The organism is Enterobacter cloacae complex sp. 418I7, assembly GCF_050030705.1.
In the GTDB taxonomy this organism is placed as follows: domain Bacteria; phylum Pseudomonadota; class Gammaproteobacteria; order Enterobacterales; family Enterobacteriaceae; genus Enterobacter; species Enterobacter intestinihominis.
Genome location: NZ_JBLGUU010000001.1, coordinates 4,248,369 through 4,269,827 on the forward strand (window position 1 = coordinate 4,248,369; position 21,459 = coordinate 4,269,827).

General features: G+C 56.6%; 21 protein-coding genes. 10 read left to right on the forward strand and 11 right to left on the reverse strand.

The features are described 5' to 3' along the window. Positions 1 to 5 precede the first annotated feature (5 nt). A complete protein-coding gene (locus ACQG0S_RS20580; protein WP_048966614.1) occupies positions 6 to 863 on the reverse strand; it encodes a triphosphoribosyl-dephospho-CoA synthase in 858 nt (285 codons plus the stop codon). Then, a complete protein-coding gene (gene mdcA / locus ACQG0S_RS20585) occupies positions 863 to 2,518 on the reverse strand; it encodes a malonate decarboxylase subunit alpha (RefSeq protein WP_023298766.1) in 1,656 nt (551 codons plus the stop codon). The genes ACQG0S_RS20580 and mdcA overlap by 1 nt, the downstream gene beginning before the upstream one ends. 228 nt (positions 2,519 to 2,746) lie before the next feature. Between mdcA and ACQG0S_RS20590 the strand changes: the two genes are divergently transcribed. The 3 genes from ACQG0S_RS20590 to ACQG0S_RS20600 are packed head-to-tail and all read left to right on the forward strand — an operon-like array spanning position 2,747 to position 4,883. Continuing rightward, positions 2,747 to 3,769 carry a hydrolase gene (locus ACQG0S_RS20590; protein WP_048966613.1) on the forward strand — a complete coding sequence of 341 codons (1,023 nt, stop codon included), beginning with the start codon at positions 2,747 to 2,749 and terminating at the stop codon, positions 3,767 to 3,769. Further along, the gene (locus ACQG0S_RS20595; protein ID WP_022649608.1) at positions 3,766 to 3,984 is read left to right on the forward strand and encodes a YheU family protein; all 219 of its coding nucleotides are present in this window, start codon (positions 3,766 to 3,768) and stop codon (positions 3,982 to 3,984) included. The genes ACQG0S_RS20590 and ACQG0S_RS20595 overlap by 4 nt, the downstream gene beginning before the upstream one ends. A gap of 29 nt (positions 3,985 to 4,013) precedes the next feature. Beyond that, positions 4,014 to 4,883, forward strand: a complete 870-nt coding sequence (locus tag ACQG0S_RS20600) for a phosphoribulokinase (RefSeq protein ID WP_003861663.1) — start codon at positions 4,014 to 4,016, stop codon at positions 4,881 to 4,883. An 85-nt stretch (positions 4,884 to 4,968) separates the two neighbouring features. Here ACQG0S_RS20600 and ACQG0S_RS20605 read toward each other — a convergent pair whose 3' ends face one another. Then, a complete protein-coding gene (locus tag ACQG0S_RS20605; protein WP_022649609.1) occupies positions 4,969 to 5,373 on the reverse strand; it encodes an OsmC family protein in 405 nt (134 codons plus the stop codon). Positions 5,374 to 5,683: 310 nt separating this feature from the next. Here ACQG0S_RS20605 and crp point away from each other — a divergent pair, with 310 nt between their 5' ends. Together crp and ACQG0S_RS20615 are read left to right on the forward strand one after the other, a co-directional pair. Continuing rightward, a complete protein-coding gene (gene crp, locus ACQG0S_RS20610; protein ID WP_000242758.1) occupies positions 5,684 to 6,316 on the forward strand; it encodes a cAMP-activated global transcriptional regulator CRP in 633 nt (210 codons plus the stop codon). 57 nt (positions 6,317 to 6,373) lie between these two features. Then, on the forward strand, positions 6,374 to 8,461 hold the full coding sequence (locus tag ACQG0S_RS20615) for a YccS/YhfK family putative transporter (RefSeq protein ID WP_023307103.1): 2,088 nt from the start codon (positions 6,374 to 6,376) through the stop codon (positions 8,459 to 8,461). On the opposite strand, the gene argD is transcribed toward ACQG0S_RS20615, so the two are convergent. The 4 genes from argD to ppiA all read right to left on the reverse strand — a co-directional run bounded on the left by argD (position 8,458) and on the right by ppiA (position 11,622). Next, positions 8,458 to 9,678 carry a bifunctional acetylornithine/succinyldiaminopimelate transaminase gene (gene argD, locus ACQG0S_RS20620; RefSeq protein WP_169440803.1) on the reverse strand — a complete coding sequence of 407 codons (1,221 nt, stop codon included), beginning with the start codon at positions 9,676 to 9,678 and terminating at the stop codon, positions 8,458 to 8,460. The genes ACQG0S_RS20615 and argD overlap by 4 nt on opposite strands. Before the next feature lie 87 nt (positions 9,679 to 9,765). Then, complete coding sequence (gene pabA, locus ACQG0S_RS20625) at positions 9,766 to 10,329, reverse strand: aminodeoxychorismate synthase component 2 (RefSeq protein ID WP_048966611.1); 564 nt, start codon at positions 10,327 to 10,329, stop codon at positions 9,766 to 9,768. A 30-nt stretch (positions 10,330 to 10,359) separates the two neighbouring features. Continuing rightward, positions 10,360 to 10,944, reverse strand: coding sequence for a putative adenosine monophosphate-protein transferase Fic (locus tag ACQG0S_RS20630; protein WP_023298771.1), 585 nt, complete (start codon positions 10,942 to 10,944; stop codon positions 10,360 to 10,362). A 105-nt stretch (positions 10,945 to 11,049) separates the two neighbouring features. Then, a complete protein-coding gene (ppiA, locus tag ACQG0S_RS20635; protein WP_022649614.1) occupies positions 11,050 to 11,622 on the reverse strand; it encodes a peptidylprolyl isomerase A in 573 nt (190 codons plus the stop codon). A 277-nt stretch (positions 11,623 to 11,899) separates the two neighbouring features. Here ppiA and tsgA point away from each other — a divergent pair, with 277 nt between their 5' ends. From tsgA to ACQG0S_RS20660, 5 genes are all read left to right on the forward strand, one after another. Next, positions 11,900 to 13,084: an MFS transporter TsgA gene (tsgA, locus tag ACQG0S_RS20640; protein WP_038416837.1), complete on the forward strand. Its 1,185-nt coding sequence runs from the start codon at positions 11,900 to 11,902 to the stop codon at positions 13,082 to 13,084. Between the two features lie 260 nt (positions 13,085 to 13,344). Beyond that, positions 13,345 to 15,888 carry a nitrite reductase large subunit NirB gene (nirB, locus tag ACQG0S_RS20645; RefSeq protein ID WP_426750734.1) on the forward strand — a complete coding sequence of 848 codons (2,544 nt, stop codon included), beginning with the start codon at positions 13,345 to 13,347 and terminating at the stop codon, positions 15,886 to 15,888. Beyond that, positions 15,885 to 16,211 carry a nitrite reductase small subunit NirD gene (nirD, locus tag ACQG0S_RS20650; RefSeq protein ID WP_022649617.1) on the forward strand — a complete coding sequence of 109 codons (327 nt, stop codon included), beginning with the start codon at positions 15,885 to 15,887 and terminating at the stop codon, positions 16,209 to 16,211. The genes nirB and nirD overlap by 4 nt, the downstream gene beginning before the upstream one ends. 134 nt (positions 16,212 to 16,345) lie before the next feature. Further along, positions 16,346 to 17,719 (forward strand): siroheme synthase CysG, encoded by a 1,374-nt coding sequence (gene cysG, locus ACQG0S_RS20655; protein ID WP_023298772.1) that lies wholly within the window; start codon positions 16,346 to 16,348, stop codon positions 17,717 to 17,719. Between the two features lie 146 nt (positions 17,720 to 17,865). Then, positions 17,866 to 18,036, forward strand: coding sequence for a YhfL family protein (locus tag ACQG0S_RS20660; RefSeq protein WP_003861638.1), 171 nt, complete (start codon positions 17,866 to 17,868; stop codon positions 18,034 to 18,036). 135 nt (positions 18,037 to 18,171) lie between these two features. Here ACQG0S_RS20660 and trpS read toward each other — a convergent pair whose 3' ends face one another. The 4 genes from trpS to dam are packed head-to-tail and all read right to left on the reverse strand — an operon-like array spanning position 18,172 to position 21,452. Then, a complete protein-coding gene (gene trpS / locus ACQG0S_RS20665; RefSeq protein WP_023298773.1) occupies positions 18,172 to 19,176 on the reverse strand; it encodes a tryptophan--tRNA ligase in 1,005 nt (334 codons plus the stop codon). Then, the gene (gph, locus tag ACQG0S_RS20670) at positions 19,169 to 19,930 is read right to left on the reverse strand and encodes a phosphoglycolate phosphatase (protein WP_017384158.1); all 762 of its coding nucleotides are present in this window, start codon (positions 19,928 to 19,930) and stop codon (positions 19,169 to 19,171) included. The genes trpS and gph overlap by 8 nt, the downstream gene beginning before the upstream one ends. After that, on the reverse strand, positions 19,923 to 20,600 hold the full coding sequence (gene rpe / locus ACQG0S_RS20675) for a ribulose-phosphate 3-epimerase (RefSeq protein WP_003861634.1): 678 nt from the start codon (positions 20,598 to 20,600) through the stop codon (positions 19,923 to 19,925). Before rpe ends, gph begins: the two co-directional genes overlap by 8 nt. Positions 20,601 to 20,639: 39 nt before the next feature. Next, positions 20,640 to 21,452 (reverse strand): adenine-specific DNA-methyltransferase, encoded by an 813-nt coding sequence (gene dam / locus ACQG0S_RS20680; RefSeq protein ID WP_022649620.1) that lies wholly within the window; start codon positions 21,450 to 21,452, stop codon positions 20,640 to 20,642. Positions 21,453 to 21,459: the final 7 nt, after the last annotated feature.

Genomic DNA, 21,459 nt, shown 5'->3' on the forward strand with positions numbered 1-21,459 from the left:
TCCTCTTAATGCTTTGAATAGGGCGTTTCGACGCGGTCAAGAAACAGCGTGGCGGCAAGCAGGTCTGCGGCTCCGCCCGGCGAGGCGTTAAGCGTCAGCATCTGACGGTCTAACTGCGCCAGCGCCTGCTGCCCCGCAAGTGTTGCGCATCCTCCCGCGTTCAGCACCGCACGGGCGCCGTTCTGCATGGCATCCAGCCCCTCCATGCCGGCGCGCGACAGCACGCAGGTGTCGGTGAGCGAGGTCATGATCGCCATCAGCGCGTCGAGTCTGGCCTGCGTTTCGCTGCTGCCGTTGAGACGGCTGAGGTGAAGCTGCGGCAGCGCGCGCTGCATGATGTGCGGAAACGCCTGCTGAGCCTCTTCACGCGCGCCCGGTACACGGTAGCGGTGCGTGACGCGTAACCCCTTGCTGAATACTTTCGGCGCCGCGTCATCCGGCAGTTTCGCCAGCTGAGCGGCGGTGTTCGCGACGGTTTGCGCCCGGGCATCGCCGCCCAGCATCGCCACCGCGCTCACCAGCAATCCCAGCGCCCAGATCGCGCCACGGTGTGTGTTCACACCGTCGGTAGCGGCCATCATCTGCCGTTCGCCTTCACGACCCAGGCGGCCAACGGTTTGCCTGAGGGCAATATCCGCCGGACGCTGCCAGCTCTGTTGCGCCAGCGCCTGAAACGTGGGGGTCAAGCTGTGAGCGGAGCGCTCCATCAGCGCAAGCGATAAATCGTGATGCGCGCCGTTCCCCCGGCTGTCCACCAGACCGGGCTTCGGGCTTAAACGTGCTTCGTCAATCAGACACTGCGTGGCGGTTCGCGCCAGCCATTCGGCACCGCCTTCAACCTGGATCTGGGGCAGAAGTTTCATTACCAGCTCCGGAATTTCGCAGGTGGGTTATACAGGCCGCCGGACCACTCAACGAGGTCAGCCACGCTGCCCGCAGCCAGCAGAGAGCGGGTGGCATCGGTACGACGAATGCCCATATCTTCCGGATACACAACCTTGCCGCTCTGGCGCAGTTCCGCCACGCGTTTGGCGTCAACGCCCAGACCGATATCGGTGATACCCGCCACGGCGGCGACCATGGCGCGACGCTCTTCCAGATCTTTTGCCCGGTAGAGGTAAGCAATCCCCTCTTCCGTCAGCACATGGGTGACGTCATCGCCGTAAATCATAACCGGCGCCAGCGGCATGCCGGAGGCTTTCGCCACGTCTACGGCGTCGAGTTTCTCCACGAAGGTTGGCTTCACGCCCGCCTGGAAGGTTTCCACCATCTGCACAACCAGCTTTTTACCGCGCTGCATCGGGTCAGGCTCGGTGATCATGTTCAGCCAGGCCGGTGTGGCGTGGCGACGACCGTGCGGATCGTGGCCCATGTTTGGTGCGCCGCCGAAGCCGGAGAGACGGCCGCGGGTCACGGTTGAGGAGTTAGCGTAACCATCAACCTGTAGCGTAGAGCCGATAAACATATCGACCGCGTACTGACCAGCCAGCTGACAGAAGGCGCGGTTAGAGCGCATGGAGCCGTCAGCACCGGTAAAGAACACGTCCGGACGGGCGCGGATGTACTCTTCCATCCCCAGCTCGCCGCCGAAGCAGTGGACGCTCTCCACCCAGCCGCTTTCGATGGCCGGGATCAGCGTTGGATGCGGGTTCAAAGTCCAGTGTTTACAGATTTTGCCTTTGAGTCCGAGCTGTTCGCCGTAGGTTGGCAGCAGCAGTTCGATCGCTGCGGTATTAAAGCCAATCCCGTGGTTCAGGGACTGCACCTGGTGTTCAGCGTAGATGCCTTTAATCGCCATCATCGCCATCAGGATGTGTTCCTGTTTAATCAGGCGCGGGTCGCGGGTGAAGAGCGGCTCAATAAAGAACGGCTTGTCCGCCACCACCACGTAATCGATCCACGAGCCCGGAATATCGACGCGCGGCAGGTCGCACTCGTCGTCCACCAGCTCGTTCACCTGTGCGATGACGATGCCGTCGTGGAACGCGGCGGCTTCCACCAGCGCCGGGGTATCTTCGGTACTCGCCCCGGTGTAGAGGTTACCTTTACGGTCCGCTTTAAAACCGGCAATCAGCGCCACGTTTGGCGAAAGGTCGACGTATAAACGTGAGTAGAGTTCGATGTAGGTGTGAATCGCCCCGATTTCGAGCTGACCATCCTCCAGCAGCTGCGAAATGCGCAGGCTTTGCGTACCGGAGAAGGAGAAGTCGAGCTTGCGGGCGATGCCTTTCTCAAAGATGTCCAGATGTTCGCTGCGGCCCACGCTCGGCATGATCATATGCAGATCGTGCACGATTTGCGGGTTCACTTCGGCCAGTGAACGGGAAAGGAAATCCGCCTGCTTCTGGTTGTTGCCTTCCAGAACGACTTTGTCGCCTGGTGCGATCAGTTTTTCCAGCATGGCGACAAGATCGCCGGTTGGCAGTACCTTGCCCTGCACCGGTACGGACGCCAGACGACGCGCTTTCTCGCTGCGTCGGGTGTTCCATTGCCGGGTGGGTGTTTGCCCAGATAACATTATTAACCTCCTGATTCAGCACATCATTCTGATTTGCTTAACGTTGAGTAAAGTGTGCGCTCTGGTGAGAAAGGCATCAATTAAGCGTAGGACGTAATCATTAGCCTGAGAGTAATAATCAAGGTAAAGAAATGTGATCGGGATCAGTTCATGTTTCGGAAAAACGGGCTAAACGGGGTACAATTCGGAAGGTATAGTTAATTTCTGACAAGAATCAGCATCGCCCTTATGACCCAAATCATTCCCTCAGACTTCGACATTGCAGCCGAAGAGAGCGCAGAGTTCGTGCCCATGCGCGGTGTGGCTAACCCTCACCTGCAAACCATGCTGCCGCGCCTGATCCGCCGCAAGGTGCAGTTCAACCCCCACTGGCAGCGCATTGACCTGCCGGACGGTGACTTTTTGGATCTCGCCTGGAGCGAAGATCCGGATCGGGCCAGACATAAACCCCGTCTGGTGGTTTTTCACGGCCTGGAAGGCAGCCTGCACAGCCCTTACGCACACGGTCTCATTGAGGCGGCGAAAGCCCGCGGCTGGCTTGGGGTGGTGATGCATTTTCGCGGATGCAGCGGCGAGCCTAACCGTCAGAAACGCATTTATCACTCGGGTGAAACCGAGGACGGCTCCTGGTTCCTGCGCTGGCTAAGAGACAATTTCGGCGAAGCACCAACGGCAGCGGTGGGGTATTCGCTGGGCGGGAATATGCTGGCCTGCCTGCTGGCGAAGGAGAGCGACGCCGTACCGCTGGATGCGGCGGTGATTGTCTCTGCGCCCTTTATGCTGGAGCAGTGCAGTTATCATATGGAAAAGGGGTTTTCGCGGGTCTATCAGCGTTATCTGCTCAACCTGCTGAAAGCCAACGCCGCACGTAAACTTAAGGCCTATCCGGATACGCTGCCTGTGACGCTGCAACAGCTCAAACGCGTGAAGCGCCTGCGCGAGTTTGATGATTTGATCACCTCTAAAATTCACGGCTTTGCCGATGCGATTGACTATTACCGTCAGTGCAGCGCCATGCCTTTACTGAATCAAATCACGAAACCCACGCTGATTATCCACGCCAAAGACGATCCGTTTATGGATCATCACTCGATCCCCGCCCCTGACTATCTGCCGGATAACGTGGAGTATCAGCTCACCGAGTTCGGCGGGCACGTGGGCTTTGTTGGCGGCACGCTGCGTCGGCCAAAAATGTGGCTTGAGACGCGTATACCCGACTGGTTAACGGCCTATCTGGACGGTAAAAAATGATTATTCCCTGGCAGGATCTCTCTCCCGACACGCTCGATAATCTGATTGAAAGCTTTGTCTTGCGCGAAGGCACCGATTATGGTGAACATGAACGTTCGCTTGAACAAAAGGTCAGCGATGTGAAGCGCCAGCTTAAAAGCGGCGACGTGGTGCTGGTATGGTCCGAACTGCATGAGACGGTGAATATCATGCCCCGCAACGCGTTTCATGGCTGATCTTACACTTTTCCAGTCAGGGAGTTGTTATGTCTGCCAGACATCCGGTTATTGCCGTTACGGGTTCGAGTGGGGCGGGAACCACTACCACCAGCCTCGCCTTCCGCAAGATTTTCGCCCAGCTTAACTTACGGGCGGCAGAGGTAGAGGGCGACAGCTTTCACCGCTACACGCGCCCGGAGATGGATATGGCCATCCGCAAGGCGCGCGATCTGGGTAAACACATCAGCTATTTTGGCCCGGAGGCCAATGACTTCGGCCTGCTGGAGCAAACCTTCCGTGAATACGGGCAGAGCGGCACCGGGCAGTCCCGCAAGTATCTCCACACCTACGATGAAGCCGTGCCCTGGAACCAGGTCCCCGGCACGTTCACGCCCTGGCAGCCGCTGCCGGAACCGACTGACGTGCTGTTTTACGAAGGATTGCACGGCGGCGTGGTGACGCCTCAGCACGACGTGGCGCGCCATGTGGATTTGCTGGTGGGAGTGGTGCCGATTGTTAACCTTGAGTGGATCCAGAAGCTGACGCGTGACATGAGCGAGCGCGGCCATTCGCGAGAGGCGGTAATGGATTCGGTGGTGCGCTCCATGGAAGATTACATCAACTTCCTGACGCCGCAGTTCTCCCGAACCCACATTAACTTCCAGCGCGTCCCCACCGTGGACACCTCCAACCCGTTCGCCGCAAAAAGCATCCCTTCCCTGGACGAGAGCTTTGTGGTGATCCACTTCCGCAACCTGGAAGGCATTGATTACCCCTGGCTGCTGGCGATGCTACAAGGTTCGTTTATTTCGCACATGAATACGTTAGTGGTACCGGGCGGAAAAATGGGGCTGGCGATGGAGCTGATCATGACGCCACTGGTGCAGCGGCTGATGGAAGGAAAGCAAATCGCGTGAGTTGTTTTGCCCGGTGGCGCTGCGCTTACCGGGCCTACGGGCGTGCTTTTGTAGGGCGGGTAAGCGAAGCGCCACCCGCCAAAAATTAAGCCTCGATCACTTCATACGAATGGGTGATGTTTACCGCTTTCTCCAGCATTAGCGCCACAGAGCAGTATTTCTCCGCAGACAGGTCAACCGCACGCGAGACCGCCGCATCCTTCAGTTCTTTGCCGGTGACGATAAAGTGCAGATTAATATGCGTGAACAGACGTGGCGCCTCTTCGCGACGTTCTGACGTCAGCTTCACTTCACAATCGGTCACGTCATGACGGCCTTTTTGCAGGATCGACACCACGTCGATCGCACTGCATCCACCTGCCGCCATCAGCACCATTTCCATCGGGCTGGGGGCTTTATCGCCGGAGTTGCCATCCATCAAAACCTGGTGCCCGGAAGCAGACTCGCCCAGGAACGTTAACCCTTCAACCCATTTCACACGCGCTTGCATATTCACTCACTCCAACGTTGCATTTTTTATGACAGATTACGTGTACGTTACATTTCTCGCAACGGAAGGCGACCTGCGTCATGCTGAAGCGAGACACCAGGAGACACGCGGCGAAAGCTATGCTAAAACACTCTGGATGCTACAGTAATACATTGACGTTACACATGTATGCAGAGGACATCAAACTTTACTGGCTGCGAAACGTTACGACAGCCGACTTCCCAGGTATGGGTAAGAATTCGATTGCAACCCCAGAGTCCGGATGCATCTTATGACTCTGGTGACAGCTTATAACAGAGGATAACAGCGCATGGTGCTTGGCAAACCGCAAACAGACCCGACTCTCGAATGGTTCTTGTCTCATTGCCACATTCATAAGTACCCATCAAAGAGCACGCTGATTCACCAGGGTGAAAAAGCGGAAACGTTGTATTACATCGTTAAAGGCTCGGTGGCCGTGCTGATCAAAGATGAAGAAGGGAAAGAGATGATCCTTTCTTATCTGAACCAGGGCGATTTTATCGGTGAACTGGGCCTGTTTGAAGAAGGCCAGGAACGTAGCGCCTGGGTTCGTGCAAAAACAGCATGTGAAGTGGCTGAAATTTCTTACAAGAAATTCCGTCAGCTGATTCAGGTCAACCCTGACATCCTGATGCGTCTTTCTTCCCAGATGGCACGCCGTCTGCAAGTGACCTCTGAGAAGGTGGGTAACCTCGCCTTCCTGGACGTGACCGGTCGTATCGCGCAGACTCTGTTGAACCTGGCGAAACAGCCAGACGCCATGACCCACCCTGACGGTATGCAAATTAAAATTACCCGCCAGGAAATCGGTCAGATCGTCGGCTGCTCCCGTGAAACAGTGGGCCGTATCCTGAAGATGCTGGAAGATCAAAACCTGATCTCCGCCCACGGTAAAACCATCGTGGTTTACGGGACCCGTTAATTCCGGTCAGACGGCGTGCCGCCGCAGGGTGGCACGCCGTTTTTGTCTCTACTCCTTATGTGGCGCAGGCTGATCTATCACCCGGAAGTTAACTACGCACTGCGACAAACGCTGGTGTTATGTCTTCCCGTGGCCGTGGGCCTGATCCTCGGACATCTTCAGCAAGGCCTGCTGTTTTCTCTCGTGCCCGCCTGCTGCAACATTGCCGGTCTGGACACCCCGCATAAACGCTTTTTCAAACGCCTGATTATTGGCGGCTGCCTGTTTGCCGGCTGTAGCCTTGCCGTGCAACTCTTACTGGCCCGCGACATTCCTCTGCCGCTGATCCTGACCGTGCTGGCGATGACGCTTGGCGTAACCGCTGAAATCAGCTCGCTGCACGCCCGCCTGCTTCCCGCGTCGCTGATTGCCGCCATCTTCACCTTAAGCCTTGCGGGCAATATGCCGGTGTGGGAGCCATTGCTGATCTACGCCCTCGGCACGCTGTGGTACGGGCTGTTTAACTGGTTCTGGTTCTGGTTGTGGCGGGAACAGCCGCTTCGCGAATCCCTGAGCCTGCTCTACGTGCAGCTTGCTGAATACTGTGAAGCAAAATACACCCTGCTCACGCAACATACCGACCCGGAAAAATCCCTGCCGCCGCTGCTGGCACGCCAGCAAAAAGTGGTGGATCTGATCAGCCAGTGCTATCAGCAGTTGCACATGCTTGCCGCCAACAAAAATCATGAATATAAGCGGCTGCTGCGTACCTTCCAGGTCGGGCTGGATTTGCAGGAGCATATTTCCGTCAGCCTTCATAATCCGGAAGAGGTGCAAAAGCTGGTGGAGCGCAGCCATGCGGAAGCGGTGATCCGCTGGAACGCGCAGACCGTCGCGGCGCGCCTGCGGGTGCTGGCTGAGGATATCCTCTATCACCGCTATCCGACGCGCTTTAACATGGACAAACAGCTCGGCGCGCTGGAAAAGATTGCGCGCCAGCACGCGGATAACCCGGTCGGGCAGTTTGCCGCCTGGCATTTCAGCCGCATCGCCCGGGTGTTGCGCACCCAGCGCCCGCTTTATGCCCGGGACCTGATGGCCGATAAGCAAAAACGACTGCCGTTGCTGCCTGCGCTCAAAAGCTACCTGTCGCTGAAGTCTTCCGCCCTGCGCAACGCCGCAAGAATTAGCGTCATGCTCAGCATCGCCAGCCTGATGGGAATGGCCCTGCACCTGCCGAAACCCTACTGGATCTTAATGACCGTGCTGTTTGTCACCCAGAACGGCTATGGCGCCACGCGGGTGCGCATTCTGCATCGGGCGGGCGGCACGATGGCGGGGCTGATTATCGCGGGCGTAACGTTGCACTTCCACGTGCCGGAAGGGTATACGCTGGTCGGCATGCTGGCGATTACGATGGTGAGTTATCTGATCATCCGTAAAAACTACGGCTGGGCGACGGTGGGCTTTACGGTAACGGCGGTGTACACCCTGCAGTTGCTTACGCTCAACGCCGATCAGTTAATTATTGCCCGCCTGGTCGATACCCTGATTGGCTGCCTGATCGCCTTTGGCGGCATGGTCTGGCTGTGGCCGCAGTGGCAAAGTGGATTACTGAGGCAAAACGCCCACGACGCGCTGGAGGCGGATCAGCAGGCCATTCGCCTGATCCTGAGCGACGACCCGCAGCCGTCTCCACTGGCCTACGAGCGCATGAAGGTCAACCAGGCGCATAATGCCCTGTTCAACTCCCTTAACCAGGCCATGCAGGAGCCGGGCTTCAACTCGCACTATCTGGCAGACATGAAGCTGTGGGTCACGCACAGCCAGTTTATCGTCGAACACATCAATGCCATGACCACGCTGGCGCGCGAGCACACCATGCTGACGCCGGATCTGGCGCAGCGCTATTTGCAGTCGTGTGAAATTGCCCTCCAGCGCTGTCAGCAGCGTCTGGAGTACGACGCGCCGGGCGAGTCAGGGGATTCGAACATTCTGGAAGCGCCGGAGACGCTGACCCACGGGCCGATGAGCACCCTGGAGCAGCATTTACAGCGCGTTCTCGGGCATCTCAACACCATGCACACCATTTCGTCGGTGGCATGGCGTCAGCGTCCGCATCACGGGATTTGGTTAACGCGCCGGTTAAAACGAACCGCGTATTAGCCTCTGACGATCTTCGCGACCGCCGCAGCAAAACGGGTTAACCCGTCTTCGATGTCTTTGTCTTCCACCACCAGCGACGGCGCGAAGCGCATCACGTCCGGCCCGGCGTTGAGCACCATGACGCCTTCGTGCGCGGCGGCGTGCAGGAAATCGCGCGCGCGGCCTTTGTACTGAGGCTTCAGCTCGGCACCGATCAGCAGCCCCATTCCGCGGATTTCACTGAAGACATCAAACTGTTCGTCAATCTGCTGAAGATGTTTCACAAAAAGGGCGCGTTTCGCATTCACGCCATTCAGGACGTCCGGCGTATTAATGATGTCGAACGCCGCTCCCGCCACGGCGCACGCCAGCGGATTACCGCCGTAAGTGGAGCCGTGTGAGCCCACATGAAATGCGGAAGCAATATCCTGGGTGGTTAGCACCGCGCTGACCGGGAAACCGCCGCCGAGCGCTTTCGCGCTGGTCAGAATATCCGGCGTTACGCCGTAGTGCATATAAGCGAACAGGTCTCCGGTACGCCCCATCCCACACTGCACTTCATCAAACACCAGCAGCGCCTGGTGCTCGTCGCATAGTTCGCGCAGCCCTTGCAGAAATTCCGGGGTGGCCGCCGTGACGCCGCCTTCCCCCTGAATGGGTTCGACCACCACGGCACAGGTGTGATCGTCCATCACCGCTTTAACGGCGTGCAGATCGTTAAACGGCACGTGGATGATATCCGCAGGTTTCGGACCAAAGCCGTCGGAATACTTCGGCTGGCCGCCAACGGAAACGGTAAAGAACGAGCGACCGTGGAAGGCGTTATGGAAGGCGATGATTTTGGTTTTGTACGGACTATGACGCGTGGTTGCGTAGTAGCGCGCAAGCTTAAAGGCGGTTTCGTTGGCTTCGGTGCCAGAGTTCATAAACAGCACGCGTTCGGCGAAGGTGGCATCGATGATCTTACGCCCCAGACGCAGCGCCGGTTCGTTAGTGAACACGTTGCTGGTGTGCCACAGCGTTTCGCCCTGCGCTTTCAGCGCGTCCACCAGCGCAGGATGGCAATGGCCCAGCGCCGTCACCGCAATACCGCCTGCGAAATCAACATACTCGTTGCCCTGCTGATCCCAGACGCGGCTGCCTCTCCCTTTCACCGGGATAAACTCAGCCGGTGCATAAATCGGCAGGATCACTTCATCGAATGTCGCGCGGGTAATTGCTGGTTGTTCAGTTGCCATGTCATGACCATCCATTTTTATGTCACAGTGATTGTGAAAATATAATCACAAAATATGCATAAAAAATCACAACAAGGCAACAGATATTCAGCGATTAAGGAAATTGGCCAGCAGCGCGTGCCCCTGTTCGCTGAGAATGCTTTCCGGGTGGAACTGCACCCCTTCCAGATCGTACTCGCGGTGGCGAATGCCCATGATTTCCCGGGTCGCACTCCAGGCGGTCACTTCAAAGTCTGCGGGCAGGGTCGGCGGATCAATCACCAGAGAATGGTAGCGCGTCACGGTTAACGGATTGTTTAGCCCCAGGAATACGCCGGTACCGGTGTGCGTGATCGGTGAGGTTTTGCCGTGCATGACTTTCGCGGCACGGACAATGGTGGCGCCAAAGACCTGCGCAATGGCCTGGTGACCCAGGCAGACGCCCAGAATCGGCAGCTTGCCCGCATAGTGGCGGATTACCTCCAGCGAGATGCCGGACTCCGACGGCGTACACGGCCCGGGCGAAATCACGATTTTCTGGGGCGCCAGCGCGTCAATGTCAGCCAGCGCGATCTCATCGTTACGGCGGACAACCACCTCTGCCCCCAGCTCACAAAAATACTGGTAAAGGTTCCAGGTAAAGGAATCGTAGTTATCAATCAGCAGAATCATGGCGGCTCCTGAAAAAATGGCCGCCCTATTTTACTCAGATCCCCGCGCTTCGCTCACAACTTTGGCAAAGATAGCATTCAGGGCGGTCAGATCACCCATCGCCCCGCTCTGGTTGGCGGATGCCCAGTCGTCCGGGTCGATCCCCTGCCAGTTCAGCACGTAGCCCGCATGGATCGCCAGCTGTTCAAAGAAGATCCGCTGAGCCACGCCATTACCGCTCATAAACGGATGTAGCATGTTGATTTCACAGTAGTAATGACTGATTCTGTCTGTAAACTCTTCTTTCTGAAGGCCCACCAGATATTTATCGCTTTCCAGCGAAGCCATCAGCTCATTACCCACCTTCTCGATGTACTCGAAATGGCAAAATGGAATGTCGCCCTTGGAAATATCGGCGGTGCGCAGCTCGCCAGCGCCTTTCATTTCGTTGCGGAATAAATGGCGGTGAATAAGGCACAGATGGGGTAAACCCGGTGCAGAAGGCCCCAGTGCCAGCGTCTCGATATCGGGTTCAGCGGGACCCTTGCCTTTTTCAAGGAGGCAACTGGCCTGAAGATTGACGCTACGCTGTTGCTCCCAGAGTCGGGATTTTTGCTTGTCGGTGAGTTTTTTCACTACGCCTCCCTGAATAGTCCGTTTGCCACAAGTATAAGCAGCAAAACGCGCTTTCGCAGGGAGGGCGGAAAGACACGGGCAGGATGTGCCCGTGTGAGGGAACGATTACGGCAGCACTTTCGCGGAGAGAATCACCACTGGCTTAGACGGCACATTCTGGTATGGACCGACATCGTGAGTCTGAACCTGAGAGATCTTGTCCGCCACGTCCATGCCTTTCACCACTTTACCGAACACCGCGTAGCCAAAGTCGCGCTGGCCGTGGTCCAGGAAGGCGTTATCCGCCACGTTGAGGAAGAACTGGCTGGTGGCGCTGTCTTTATCCGCCGTACGCGCCATAGAAATGGTGCCGCGCTTGTTCAGCAGGCCGTTATCCGCTTCATTTTTGATTGGCGGGTTAGGCTTTTTCTGCTGCATCTGCTCGTTGAAACCGCCGCCCTGAATCATAAAGCCCGGGATCACGCGGTGGAACGTGGTGTTGTTATAAAAACCACTGTTCACGTAGTCGAGGAAGTTTTTCACGGAAACAGGGGCTTTCTGGCTATCCAGCTCCAGCTCAATATTCCCCGCAGAGGTAGTCAGCAGGACGTGAGGGTCTCCTTTAGCTGCCAGCGCAGCAGGGGAAACGGCAGAAAGAGCAAACACAGCTGCGACAGCCGCCAGTGTTGATTTGAGCATGAGAATTCCTTAACAAAGCGCAGTATAAAAAGCGAATGGCTTGATTCTAAAGAGCAGTATGACCCCAGACCAGTCTTTTACCTAATTTTACGAAATTGAAACAATTATTACCGCGCAAACGATTGTTCACCCCGCGATATAATGTGATCCCCATCACGTTAAAGCCTGCAATTGTGCTCAATATTTTCTGAAAGATTTAATTAGATCACTTTCGCGACTAAAATCTGCCCGCTCAAACGCAGTCATTGCGTTTTTCTTTACTTTTAACAGGCCAGACATGACTAACAGCAATCGCATCAAGCTCACATGGATCAGCTTCTTCTCCTACGCCCTGACCGGCGCGTTGGTGATCGTCACCGGGATGGTGATGGGAAATATCGCAGACTATTTCCAGTTGCCCGTTTCCAGCATGAGCAATACCTTCACTTTCCTGAACGCGGGGATCCTGATCTCTATTTTCCTTAATGCCTGGCTGATGGAAATCGTGCCGCTGAAAACCCAGCTGCGCTTCGGCTTCGTGCTGATGGTTGCCGCCGTGGCGGGCCTGGTGCTGAGCCACAGCATCGCCCTCTTCTCTGCCGCCATGTTCGTGCTGGGCCTGGTGAGCGGGATCACCATGTCGATCGGTACGTTCCTGATCACCCATATGTATGAAGGCCGCCAGCGCGGCGCGCGTCTGCTGTTTACCGACTCCTTCTTCAGCATGGCCGGGATGATTTTCCCGATGGTCGCCGCGTATCTTCTGGCGCGCAGCATTGAGTGGTACTGGGTGTACGCCTGCATTGGTCTGGTCTATGTCGCGATCTTTATTCTCACCTTCGGCTGCGAGTTCCCGGTGCTGGGCAAAAAAACGCAGACCACGTCTGAGCCAGTTGCGAAAGAAAAATGGGGTATCGGCGTGCTGTTCCTTTCCATCGCCGCGCTGTGTTACATCCTGGGCCAGCTGGGCTTTATCTCCTGGGTTCCTGAGTATGCGAAAGGTCTGGGCATGAGTCTGAACGACGCGGGTAAACTGGTGAGCGATTTCTGGATGTCTTACATGTTCGGCATGTGGGCGTTTAGCTTTATCCTGCGCTTCTTCGACCTGCAACGGATCCTGACCGTTCTGGCGGGTCTGGCAACCGTGCTGATGTATCTGTTCATCAACGGTTCCCCGGAGCATATGCCGTGGTTCATCCTGACCCTGGGCTTCTTCTCCAGCGCGATTTATACCTCGATCATCACCCTTGGCTCTCTTCAGACCAAAGTGGCCTCGCCAAAGCTGGTGAACTTCGTGCTGACCTGCGGCACCATCGGCACCATGCTGACCTTCGTGGTCACGGGCCCAATTGTGGCGCACAGCGGCCCGCTGGCGGCGCTGCATACCGCTAACGGTCTGTACGCCGTGGTGTTCATCATGTGCTTCGTGCTGGGCTTTGTGACCCGTCACCGCCAGCACAATACAGCAACGGCTACCCACTAATCGCCGTAACCCCTTTGCGTACTGCAAAGGGGTTTTCCCCTCCTCACCCGCCCTGCCCGCCGATGGGTAAAAAACCCCACCAAAATTGTGCGAAAAACAAGCAAGCACAAAAATCAAACAATATCCGTCACTTATAAAAATCCTGACAAATCATAGATATACCCCCTAAGGGGTAGGTGAAGGCGTATTTGATTTGCATCAATAAGTGCCCCTGCTGAATCGTTAAGGTAGGCAGTAATAGAAAAGAAATCGAGGCAAAAATGAGCAAAGTCAGACTCGCTATCATCGGTAACGGCATGGTCGGCCACCGCTTTATTGAGGATCTTCTCGATAAAGCCGATGCTAACCAGTTCGATATTACCGTGTTCTGTGAAGAACCCCGCAAGGCGTACGACCGTGTGCACTTGTCTTCCTACTTCTCTCACCATACCGCCGAAGAACTCTCTCTGGTGCGCGAAGGTTTCTACGAGAAGCATGGCGTAAAAGTGCTGGTGGGCGAACGCGCTATCACCATCAACCGTCAGGAGAAAGTGATCCACTCCAGCGCCGGACGCACGGTTTTTTACGATAAGCTGATCATGGCGACAGGCTCGTATCCGTGGATCCCGCCGATTAAAGGTTCGGAAACCCAGGATTGCTTCGTTTACCGTACCATTGAAGACCTCAACGCCATTGAATCCTGCGCACGTCGAAGCAAACGTGGCGCGGTTGTCGGCGGTGGTCTGCTGGGTCTGGAAGCCGCAGGCGCACTGAAAAACCTCGGCGTTGAAACCCACGTCATCGAATTTGCCCCGATGCTGATGGCGGAACAGCTGGACCATATGGGTGGCGACCAGTTACGCCGTAAAATCGAAAGCATGGGCGTGAAGGTTCACACCAGCAAGAACACCAAAGAGATCGTGCAGGAAGGCACTGAAGCGCGTAAAACCATGCGCTTTGCCGACGGCAGCGAGCTGGAAGTGGATTTCATCGTCTTCTCCACCGGCATTCGCCCGCGCGACAAGCTGGCTACTCAGTGCGGTCTGGCCGTTGCGCAGCGCGGCGGGATCATGATCAACGATACCTGCCAGACCTCCGATCCGGACATCTACGCCATCGGCGAATGCGCCAGCTGGAATAACCGCGTATACGGTCTGGTTGCACCTGGGTACAAAATGGCGCAGGTCGCCGTTGACCATATCCTCGGCAGCGAAAATGCCTTCACCGGCGCAGACATGAGCGCGAAGCTGAAGCTGCTGGGCGTGGACGTGGGCGGTATTGGCGATGCGCATGGTCGCACCCCGAACTCCCGCAGCTATGTTTATCTGGACGAAAGCAAAGAAGTCTACAAACGTCTTATCGTCAGCCAGGACAACAAAACCCTGCTCGGGGCGGTGCTGGTGGGCGACACCAGCGACTTCGGCAACCTGCTCCAGCTGGTGCTGAACGCCATTGAGCTGCCGGAAAACCCGGACGCGCTGATCCTCCCGGCGCACGCCTCCAGCGGTAAGCCGTCCATTGGCGTGGATAAACTGCCGGACAGCGCGCAAATCTGCTCCTGCTTCGACGTGACCAAAGGCATGCTGATCTCCGCCATTAACAAAGGCTGCCACACCGTTGCGGCGCTGAAAGCGGAAACCAAAGCCGGGACCGGCTGCGGCGGCTGTATCCCGCTGGTCACTCAGGTGCTGAACGCCGAGCTGGCAAAACAGGGCATTGAAGTGAACAACAACCTGTGCGAGCACTTCGCTTACTCTCGCCAGGAGCTGTATCACCTGATCCGCGTGGAGGGCATTAAGTCCTTCGACGAACTGCTGGAGAAACACGGCCAGGGCTACGGCTGTGAAGTATGTAAGCCTACCGTCGGTTCCCTGCTGGCGTCCTGCTGGAACGAATATGTGCTCAAACCAGAACACACTCCGCTTCAGGACACCAACGATAACTTCCTGGCCAATATTCAGAAAGACGGGACTTACTCGGTGATCCCGCGTTCTGCCGGGGGAGAAATTACCCCTGAAGGGCTGGTCGCCGTGGGCCGTATCGCCCGTGAGTTTAATCTGTACACCAAAATCACCGGTTCCCAGCGTATCGGCCTGTTCGGTGCGCAGAAAGATGATCTGCCGGAAATCTGGCGTCAGCTGATTGAGGCGGGCTTCGAAACCGGTCACGCGTACGCCAAGGCGCTGCGCATGGCGAAAACCTGCGTGGGCAGCACCTGGTGCCGCTACGGCGTGGGCGACAGCGTGGGCTTCGGCGTCGAGCTGGAAAACCGCTACAAAGGCATCCGTACGCCGCACAAAATGAAGTTCGGCGTCTCAGGGTGTACCCGTGAATGTGCGGAAGCACAGGGTAAAGACGTGGGTATTATCGCCACCGAGAAAGGCTGGAACCTGTACGTGTGCGGTAACGGCGGGATGAAACCTCGCCACGCCGATCTGCTGGCTGCCGATCTCGATCGCGATACGCTGATCAAATACCTCGACCGCTTCATGATGTTCTACATTCGTACCGCCGATAAGCTGACCCGTACCGCGTCCTGGCTGGATAATCTCGAAGGCGGCATCGACTACCTGAAGCCAGTCATTATCGACGACAAGCTGGGCCTGAATGAACAGCTGGAATCCGAGATGACTCGCCTGCGCGAGGCGGTGATCTGCGAGTGGACCGAAACCGTGAACACGCCAGCGGCGCAGACGCGCTTCAAACACTTTATCAACAGCACCCAGCGCGACCCGAACGTGCAGGTGGTGCCGGAGCGCGAACAGCATCGTCCAGCGACCCCGTATGAACGTATTCCGGTGATGCTGGTGGAGGAAAACGCATGAGCCAGTGGGTAAACATCTGCAACATTAACGACATTCTGCCAGCAACCGGCGTCTGTGCCCTGCTGGGCAACGAGCAGGTGGCGATTTTCCGCCCTCGCCACGATGAACAGGTTTTTGCCATCAGCAATATCGACCCGTTCTTCGAGGCCAGCGTGCTCTCCCGCGGTCTGATTGCGGAGCACCAGGGCGAACTGTGGGTTGCCAGCCCGCTGAAAAAGCAGCGCTTCCGCTTAACCGACGGGCGCTGCATGGAAGATGAAAGCTTCTCGGTCAAACACTACGACGTCCGCGTGAAGGACGGCGAGGTGCAGCTGAAAGCGTAACCCCTCGCCTTTTCAATAGGAAAGGCTTATGACCCCTTATGGGTAACGGCAGGAAAAACCGTATGTTCTGTACGATTCCTGCTGTTATCCTGACGTCAATTCTTCCCCCGCCATGAATGCTGTGAGGTAACGTCGTGGATCACCTGCCGATTTTTTGTCAATTACGCAACCGCGACTGCCTGCTCGTGGGCGGCGGCGATGTGGCTGAACGCAAGGCGCGCCTGCTGTTAGAGGCGGGCGCCAGACTGACCGTTAACGCCCTCACCTTCGCCCCACAGTTTGACGTCTGGGCGCAGGAAGGGATGCTCACGCAGGTGCAGGGCGAATTTGATGAATCCCTGCTGGATACTTGCTGGCTGACCATCGCCGCAACGGATAACGATGACGTTAACCAGCGCGTCAGCGACGCCTGCGAAGCGCGCCGCATCTTCTGTAACGTGGTGGATGCGCCGAAAGAGGCGAGCTTTATCATGCCATCCATTATCGACCGCTCGCCGCTGATGATTGCGGTGTCGTCCGGTGGCCGCTCGCCCGTTCTTGCCCGTCTGCTGCGGGAAAAACTGGAAGCCGTGCTGCCTCAACACCTTGGTCAGATTGCCCATTACGCCGGGCAGCTGCGTTCCCGCGTGAAGCAAACCTTCGCAACCGTGGGCGAACGCCGTCGCTTCTGGGAGAAGTTCTTTGTCAACGACAGGCTGGCGCAGTCGCTGGCCAATCAGGACACCAAAGCGGTTGAAGAGACGACCGAGCAACTCCTCTCTGAACCGCTGGATCATCGCGGTGAAGTGGTACTGGTGGGCGCAGGTCCCGGCGATGCGGGCTTGCTGACGCTGAAGGGTCTCCAGCAGATCCAGCAGGCGGACATCGTGGTATATGACCGTCTGGTCTCTGATGACATCATGAATCTGGTGCGCCGCGATGCTGACCGCGTATTCGTCGGCAAACGGGCAGGTTATCACTGCGTACCGCAGGAGGAGATCAACCAGATCCTGCTGCGGGAAGCGCAAAAAGGTAAGCGCGTGGTGCGTTTGAAAGGGGGCGATCCGTTTATCTTTGGTCGCGGCGGCGAGGAGCTGGAAACTCTCTGCAACGCGGGCATTCCGTTCTCCGTGGTGCCGGGCATTACGGCGGCATCCGGCTGTTCTGCCTATTCCGGCATTCCGTTAACCCATCGCGACTATGCCCAGAGCGTGCGCCTGGTGACGGGCCACCTGAAAACCGGCAGCGAGCTGGACTGGCATAATCTGGCCGCTGAAAAGCAGACGCTGGTCTTCTACATGGGGCTAAATCAGGCAGCCACGATTCAGGCGAAACTGCTGGAGCACGGCATGGAAGCAGATATGCCGGTCGCACTGGTAGAAAACGGTACCGCCATTACGCAGCGCGTGGTCGATGGCGTACTGACGCAGCTGGGCGAGCTGGCGCAGCAGGTTGAAAGCCCGGCGCTGATCGTGGTGGGCCGCGTGGTAGCACTGCGTGAAAAACTGAACTGGTTCTCCAGCCACTAACGCACAATCTCTCTCCCGGGAGTAGTCTTGAAGCGGACTACTCCCTTCTTACCTCAGTCGATAACATACCGCCCGCGTAATGGAACTTTTCCATTTATTCCCTCGTGTTACATCCAATTTTTTGATTTTATTGACAAGGAATGCGTATGTTCAAACTGGCAAAAGCTGCCGTTCTGGTCGGCCTGTTAACAACTCTGACGGCCTGCACCGGTCACGTTCAAAATACTAAAAATAATTGCAGCTACGATTACCTGCTTCACCCGGCGATCTCCATTTCGAAGATCATTGGCGGTTGCGGCCCGGCGGCACAGCAGTAAGCGTTATTCAGGCGTAAAAAAACCGGGGATTTCCCGGTTTTTTTTTCGTCAGTTTTGTCGGGTGGCGGCTCCGCCTTACCCGACCTACACGGTCCCGTAGGCCGGGTAAGCGTAAGCGCCACCCGGCAAAGCGGCTTAAGGTTTCGCCACAAACCCAATCGCCTCGTACACCGCTTTCAGGGTTTCGGAGGCGCGCGCGCTGGCTTTTTCCGCGCCCTCTTTCATCACTTTTTGCAGGAAAGCTTCGTCGTTACGGTAACGGTGATAGCGCTCCTGCAACTCGGTCAGCATGCCGGAAACGGCGTCTGCCACTTCACCTTTCAGATGGCCGTACATTTTGCCTTCAAAGTGTTTTTCCAGCTCAGGGATGCTCTGTCCGGTCACACCGGAGAGAATGTCCAGCAGGTTGGATACGCCCGCTTTGTTCTGCACGTCGTAGCGCACCACTGGCGGCTCGTCGGAGTCGGTCACCGCACGCTTGAGCTTTTTCACCACCGATTTCGGATCTTCCAGCAGGCCGATAACGTTGTTGCGGTTATCGTCAGACTTGGACATCTTTTTGGTCGGCTCCAGCAGCGACATCACGCGCGCGCCGGATTTCGGAATAAACGGCTCAGGCACTTTGAACACGTCGCCGTAAAGCGCATTGAAGCGCTGGGCGATATCGCGGCTCAGCTCCAGGTGCTGCTTCTGATCTTCGCCCACTGGTACCTGGTTGGTCTGGTACAGCAGAATATCTGCCGCCATCAGCACCGGATAATCAAACAGACCGGCGTTGATGTTTTCAGAGTAGCGCGCAGATTTATCCTTGAACTGGGTCATGCGGCTCAGCTCGCCGAAATAGGTGTAGCAGTTCAGCGCCCAGCCCAGCTGCGCGTGCTCTGGCACGTGAGACTGAACAAAAATGGTGCTCTTCTCGGGATCGATACCGCACGCCAGGTACAGCGCCAGCGTATCGAGCGTCGCCTTGCGCAGCTTCTCGGGATCCTGACGCGCGGTGATAGCATGCAAATCCACGATGCAGTAAATGCAGTGGTAGTCATCCTGCATGCTCACCCACTGACGTAACGCACCCATGTAGTTACCAATGGTCAGTTCACCTGAAGGCTGTGCGCCACTAAAAACGATGGGCTTAGTCATTATTCAATTCCTGATGTTCACTGTGCGAGAGCCCGAGTGCGGGCAACAAATCTTTGAAGTGGTCGAACACAACGTCCGGCTCACTCAGCGTAATGGCTTCACCGTAGTTGTAGCCGTAGGTCAACCCAACAGACGGGCAACCTGCCGCTCTGGCAGCCAGAATATCATTGCGGGAATCCCCGACAAAGAGCAGCTCCGCAGGCGCTAAGGATAATTTTCCTGCCACCAGCAATAGCGGTTCCGGATGCGGCTTTTTATTCTGCACGTCATCGCCGCCCACAATTACGGAGAAGTATTTCGCGATATCCAGCGCTTCCAGCAGAGGCGCAACGAACGGTGTTGGCTTGTTGGTCACCAGCCCCAGCGGGATGCCTTTCGCATGTAGCGCGCTCAGCGTTTCAGCGACATCCGGGAACAGGAAGCTGCCCTCTTCGACGGTCTCTTCGTAGAAACGGTCGAACAGTTTGCGCAGAATACGCTGCTGCTCATCCTGGGGAATATCCGCGTGGTCAACACTCGGTTTCCCTTGCGCAGAACGCTGAGATGCACGTTCCTGACGAGCCCAGGTCAGCGCGCGCTCCATCAGCACGTCTGCACCGTTACCAATCCACGTCACGACGCGCTCTTCGCCCGCAACGGGGAGTTCAAGGGCATACAGCGCCTGATCGACGGCGCGGGTTAATCCAGGCGCGCTGTCGACCAGCGTGCCGTCGAGGTCAAATGCTACACCCCGAATAGCCTGCAATTTATCCATGACTTACCTTCGCCAGTTCACGGCGCATTTCATCAATGACTTTTTTGTAATCCGGTTGATCGAAGATGGCGGAGCCTGCGACGAACATATCCGCCCCTGCCGCCGCAATCTCACCGATGTTATTGACCTTCACGCCGCCGTCCACTTCCAGACGAATATCATAGCCAGACTCATCAATGCGGCGGCGCACTTCACGCAACTTGTCGAGCGTCTGAGGAATAAACGACTGGCCGCCAAAGCCCGGGTTGACGGACATCAGCAGGATCACGTCCAGCTTGTCCATCACGTAGTCGAGATAGCTCAGCGGGGTCGCCGGGTTAAAGACCAGCCCCGCCTTACAGCCGTTCTCTTTGATCAGCTGTAGCGTGCGGTCAACGTGTTCGGAGGCTTCCGGGTGGAAAGTGATGATGCTGGCACCCGCCGCGGCGAAATCAGGCACGATGCGATCAACCGGTTTCACCATCAGATGCACGTCAATGGGCGCGGTGATCCCGTAGTTACGCAGCGCTTTAAGCACCATCGGACCGATGGTCAGGTTGGGAACGTAGTGGTTATCCATAACGTCGAAATGGACGACATCTGCGCCAGCCGCGAGAGCTTTGGCAGTGTCTTCACCCAGGCGGGCAAAATCGGCCGACAGAATTGAGGGGGCAATCAAAAACTGTTTCATCCGCATCTCCTTGAAATGTGTTTACCGGCGGGCAAAGGCTCAGGGTCGATAAAGCGCCAGAAGTTCGTCCACCTTTTTACGTGTGCCGCCATTGCTACTAATGCTACGCCGCACTTTTACCTGAAAATGCTTCGCGGCTTTGTACCATTCGCGCGTATCAGGCGTGTCGTGATTCGAAATTAACACCGGAATTCTTTTGCTGACCAGCTTTTCCGCCATCTCAGCCAGACGCGCCTGCTCGGCCGGGCTGAAGCTGTTGGTGTGGTAGGCGGTGAAATTTGCCGTGGCAGACAGCGGCGCGTAAGGCGGGTCGCAGTAGACCACCGAGTTTACGCCCGCCAGCTCCATGCACTCTTCATAGGAGAGACAGTAGAACTCGGCATTCTGCGCTTTTTCAGCAAAGTGATACAGCTCGTCCTGCGGGAAATAGGGACGCTTATAGCGGCCAAACGGCACGTTAAACTCGCCACGCAGATTATACCGGCACAGACCGTTGTAGCCATGGCGGTTGAGATAAAGAAACAACAGCGCGCGACGGAACGGGTCCTGGCTCTGATTAAACTCAGCGCGGAACTGATAGTAAATGTCCGGGTTGTTGTTCTCTGGCGTAAACAGCTTCCGCGCCTCTTCCACATACTCATCGGTACGCAGTTTGACGATGTTATAGAGGCTGATAAGGTCGCTGTTGATATCCGCCAGGATATAACGAGAAAAATCGGTATTCAGGAATACCGATCCAGCACCCACGAAGGGCTCGATAAGACACTCGCCTTTCGGCAGGTGCTTTTTAATATCGTCGAGCAGGGGGTATTTCCCCCCTGCCCATTTAAGAAAAGCGCGATTTTTTTTCATGCTGACT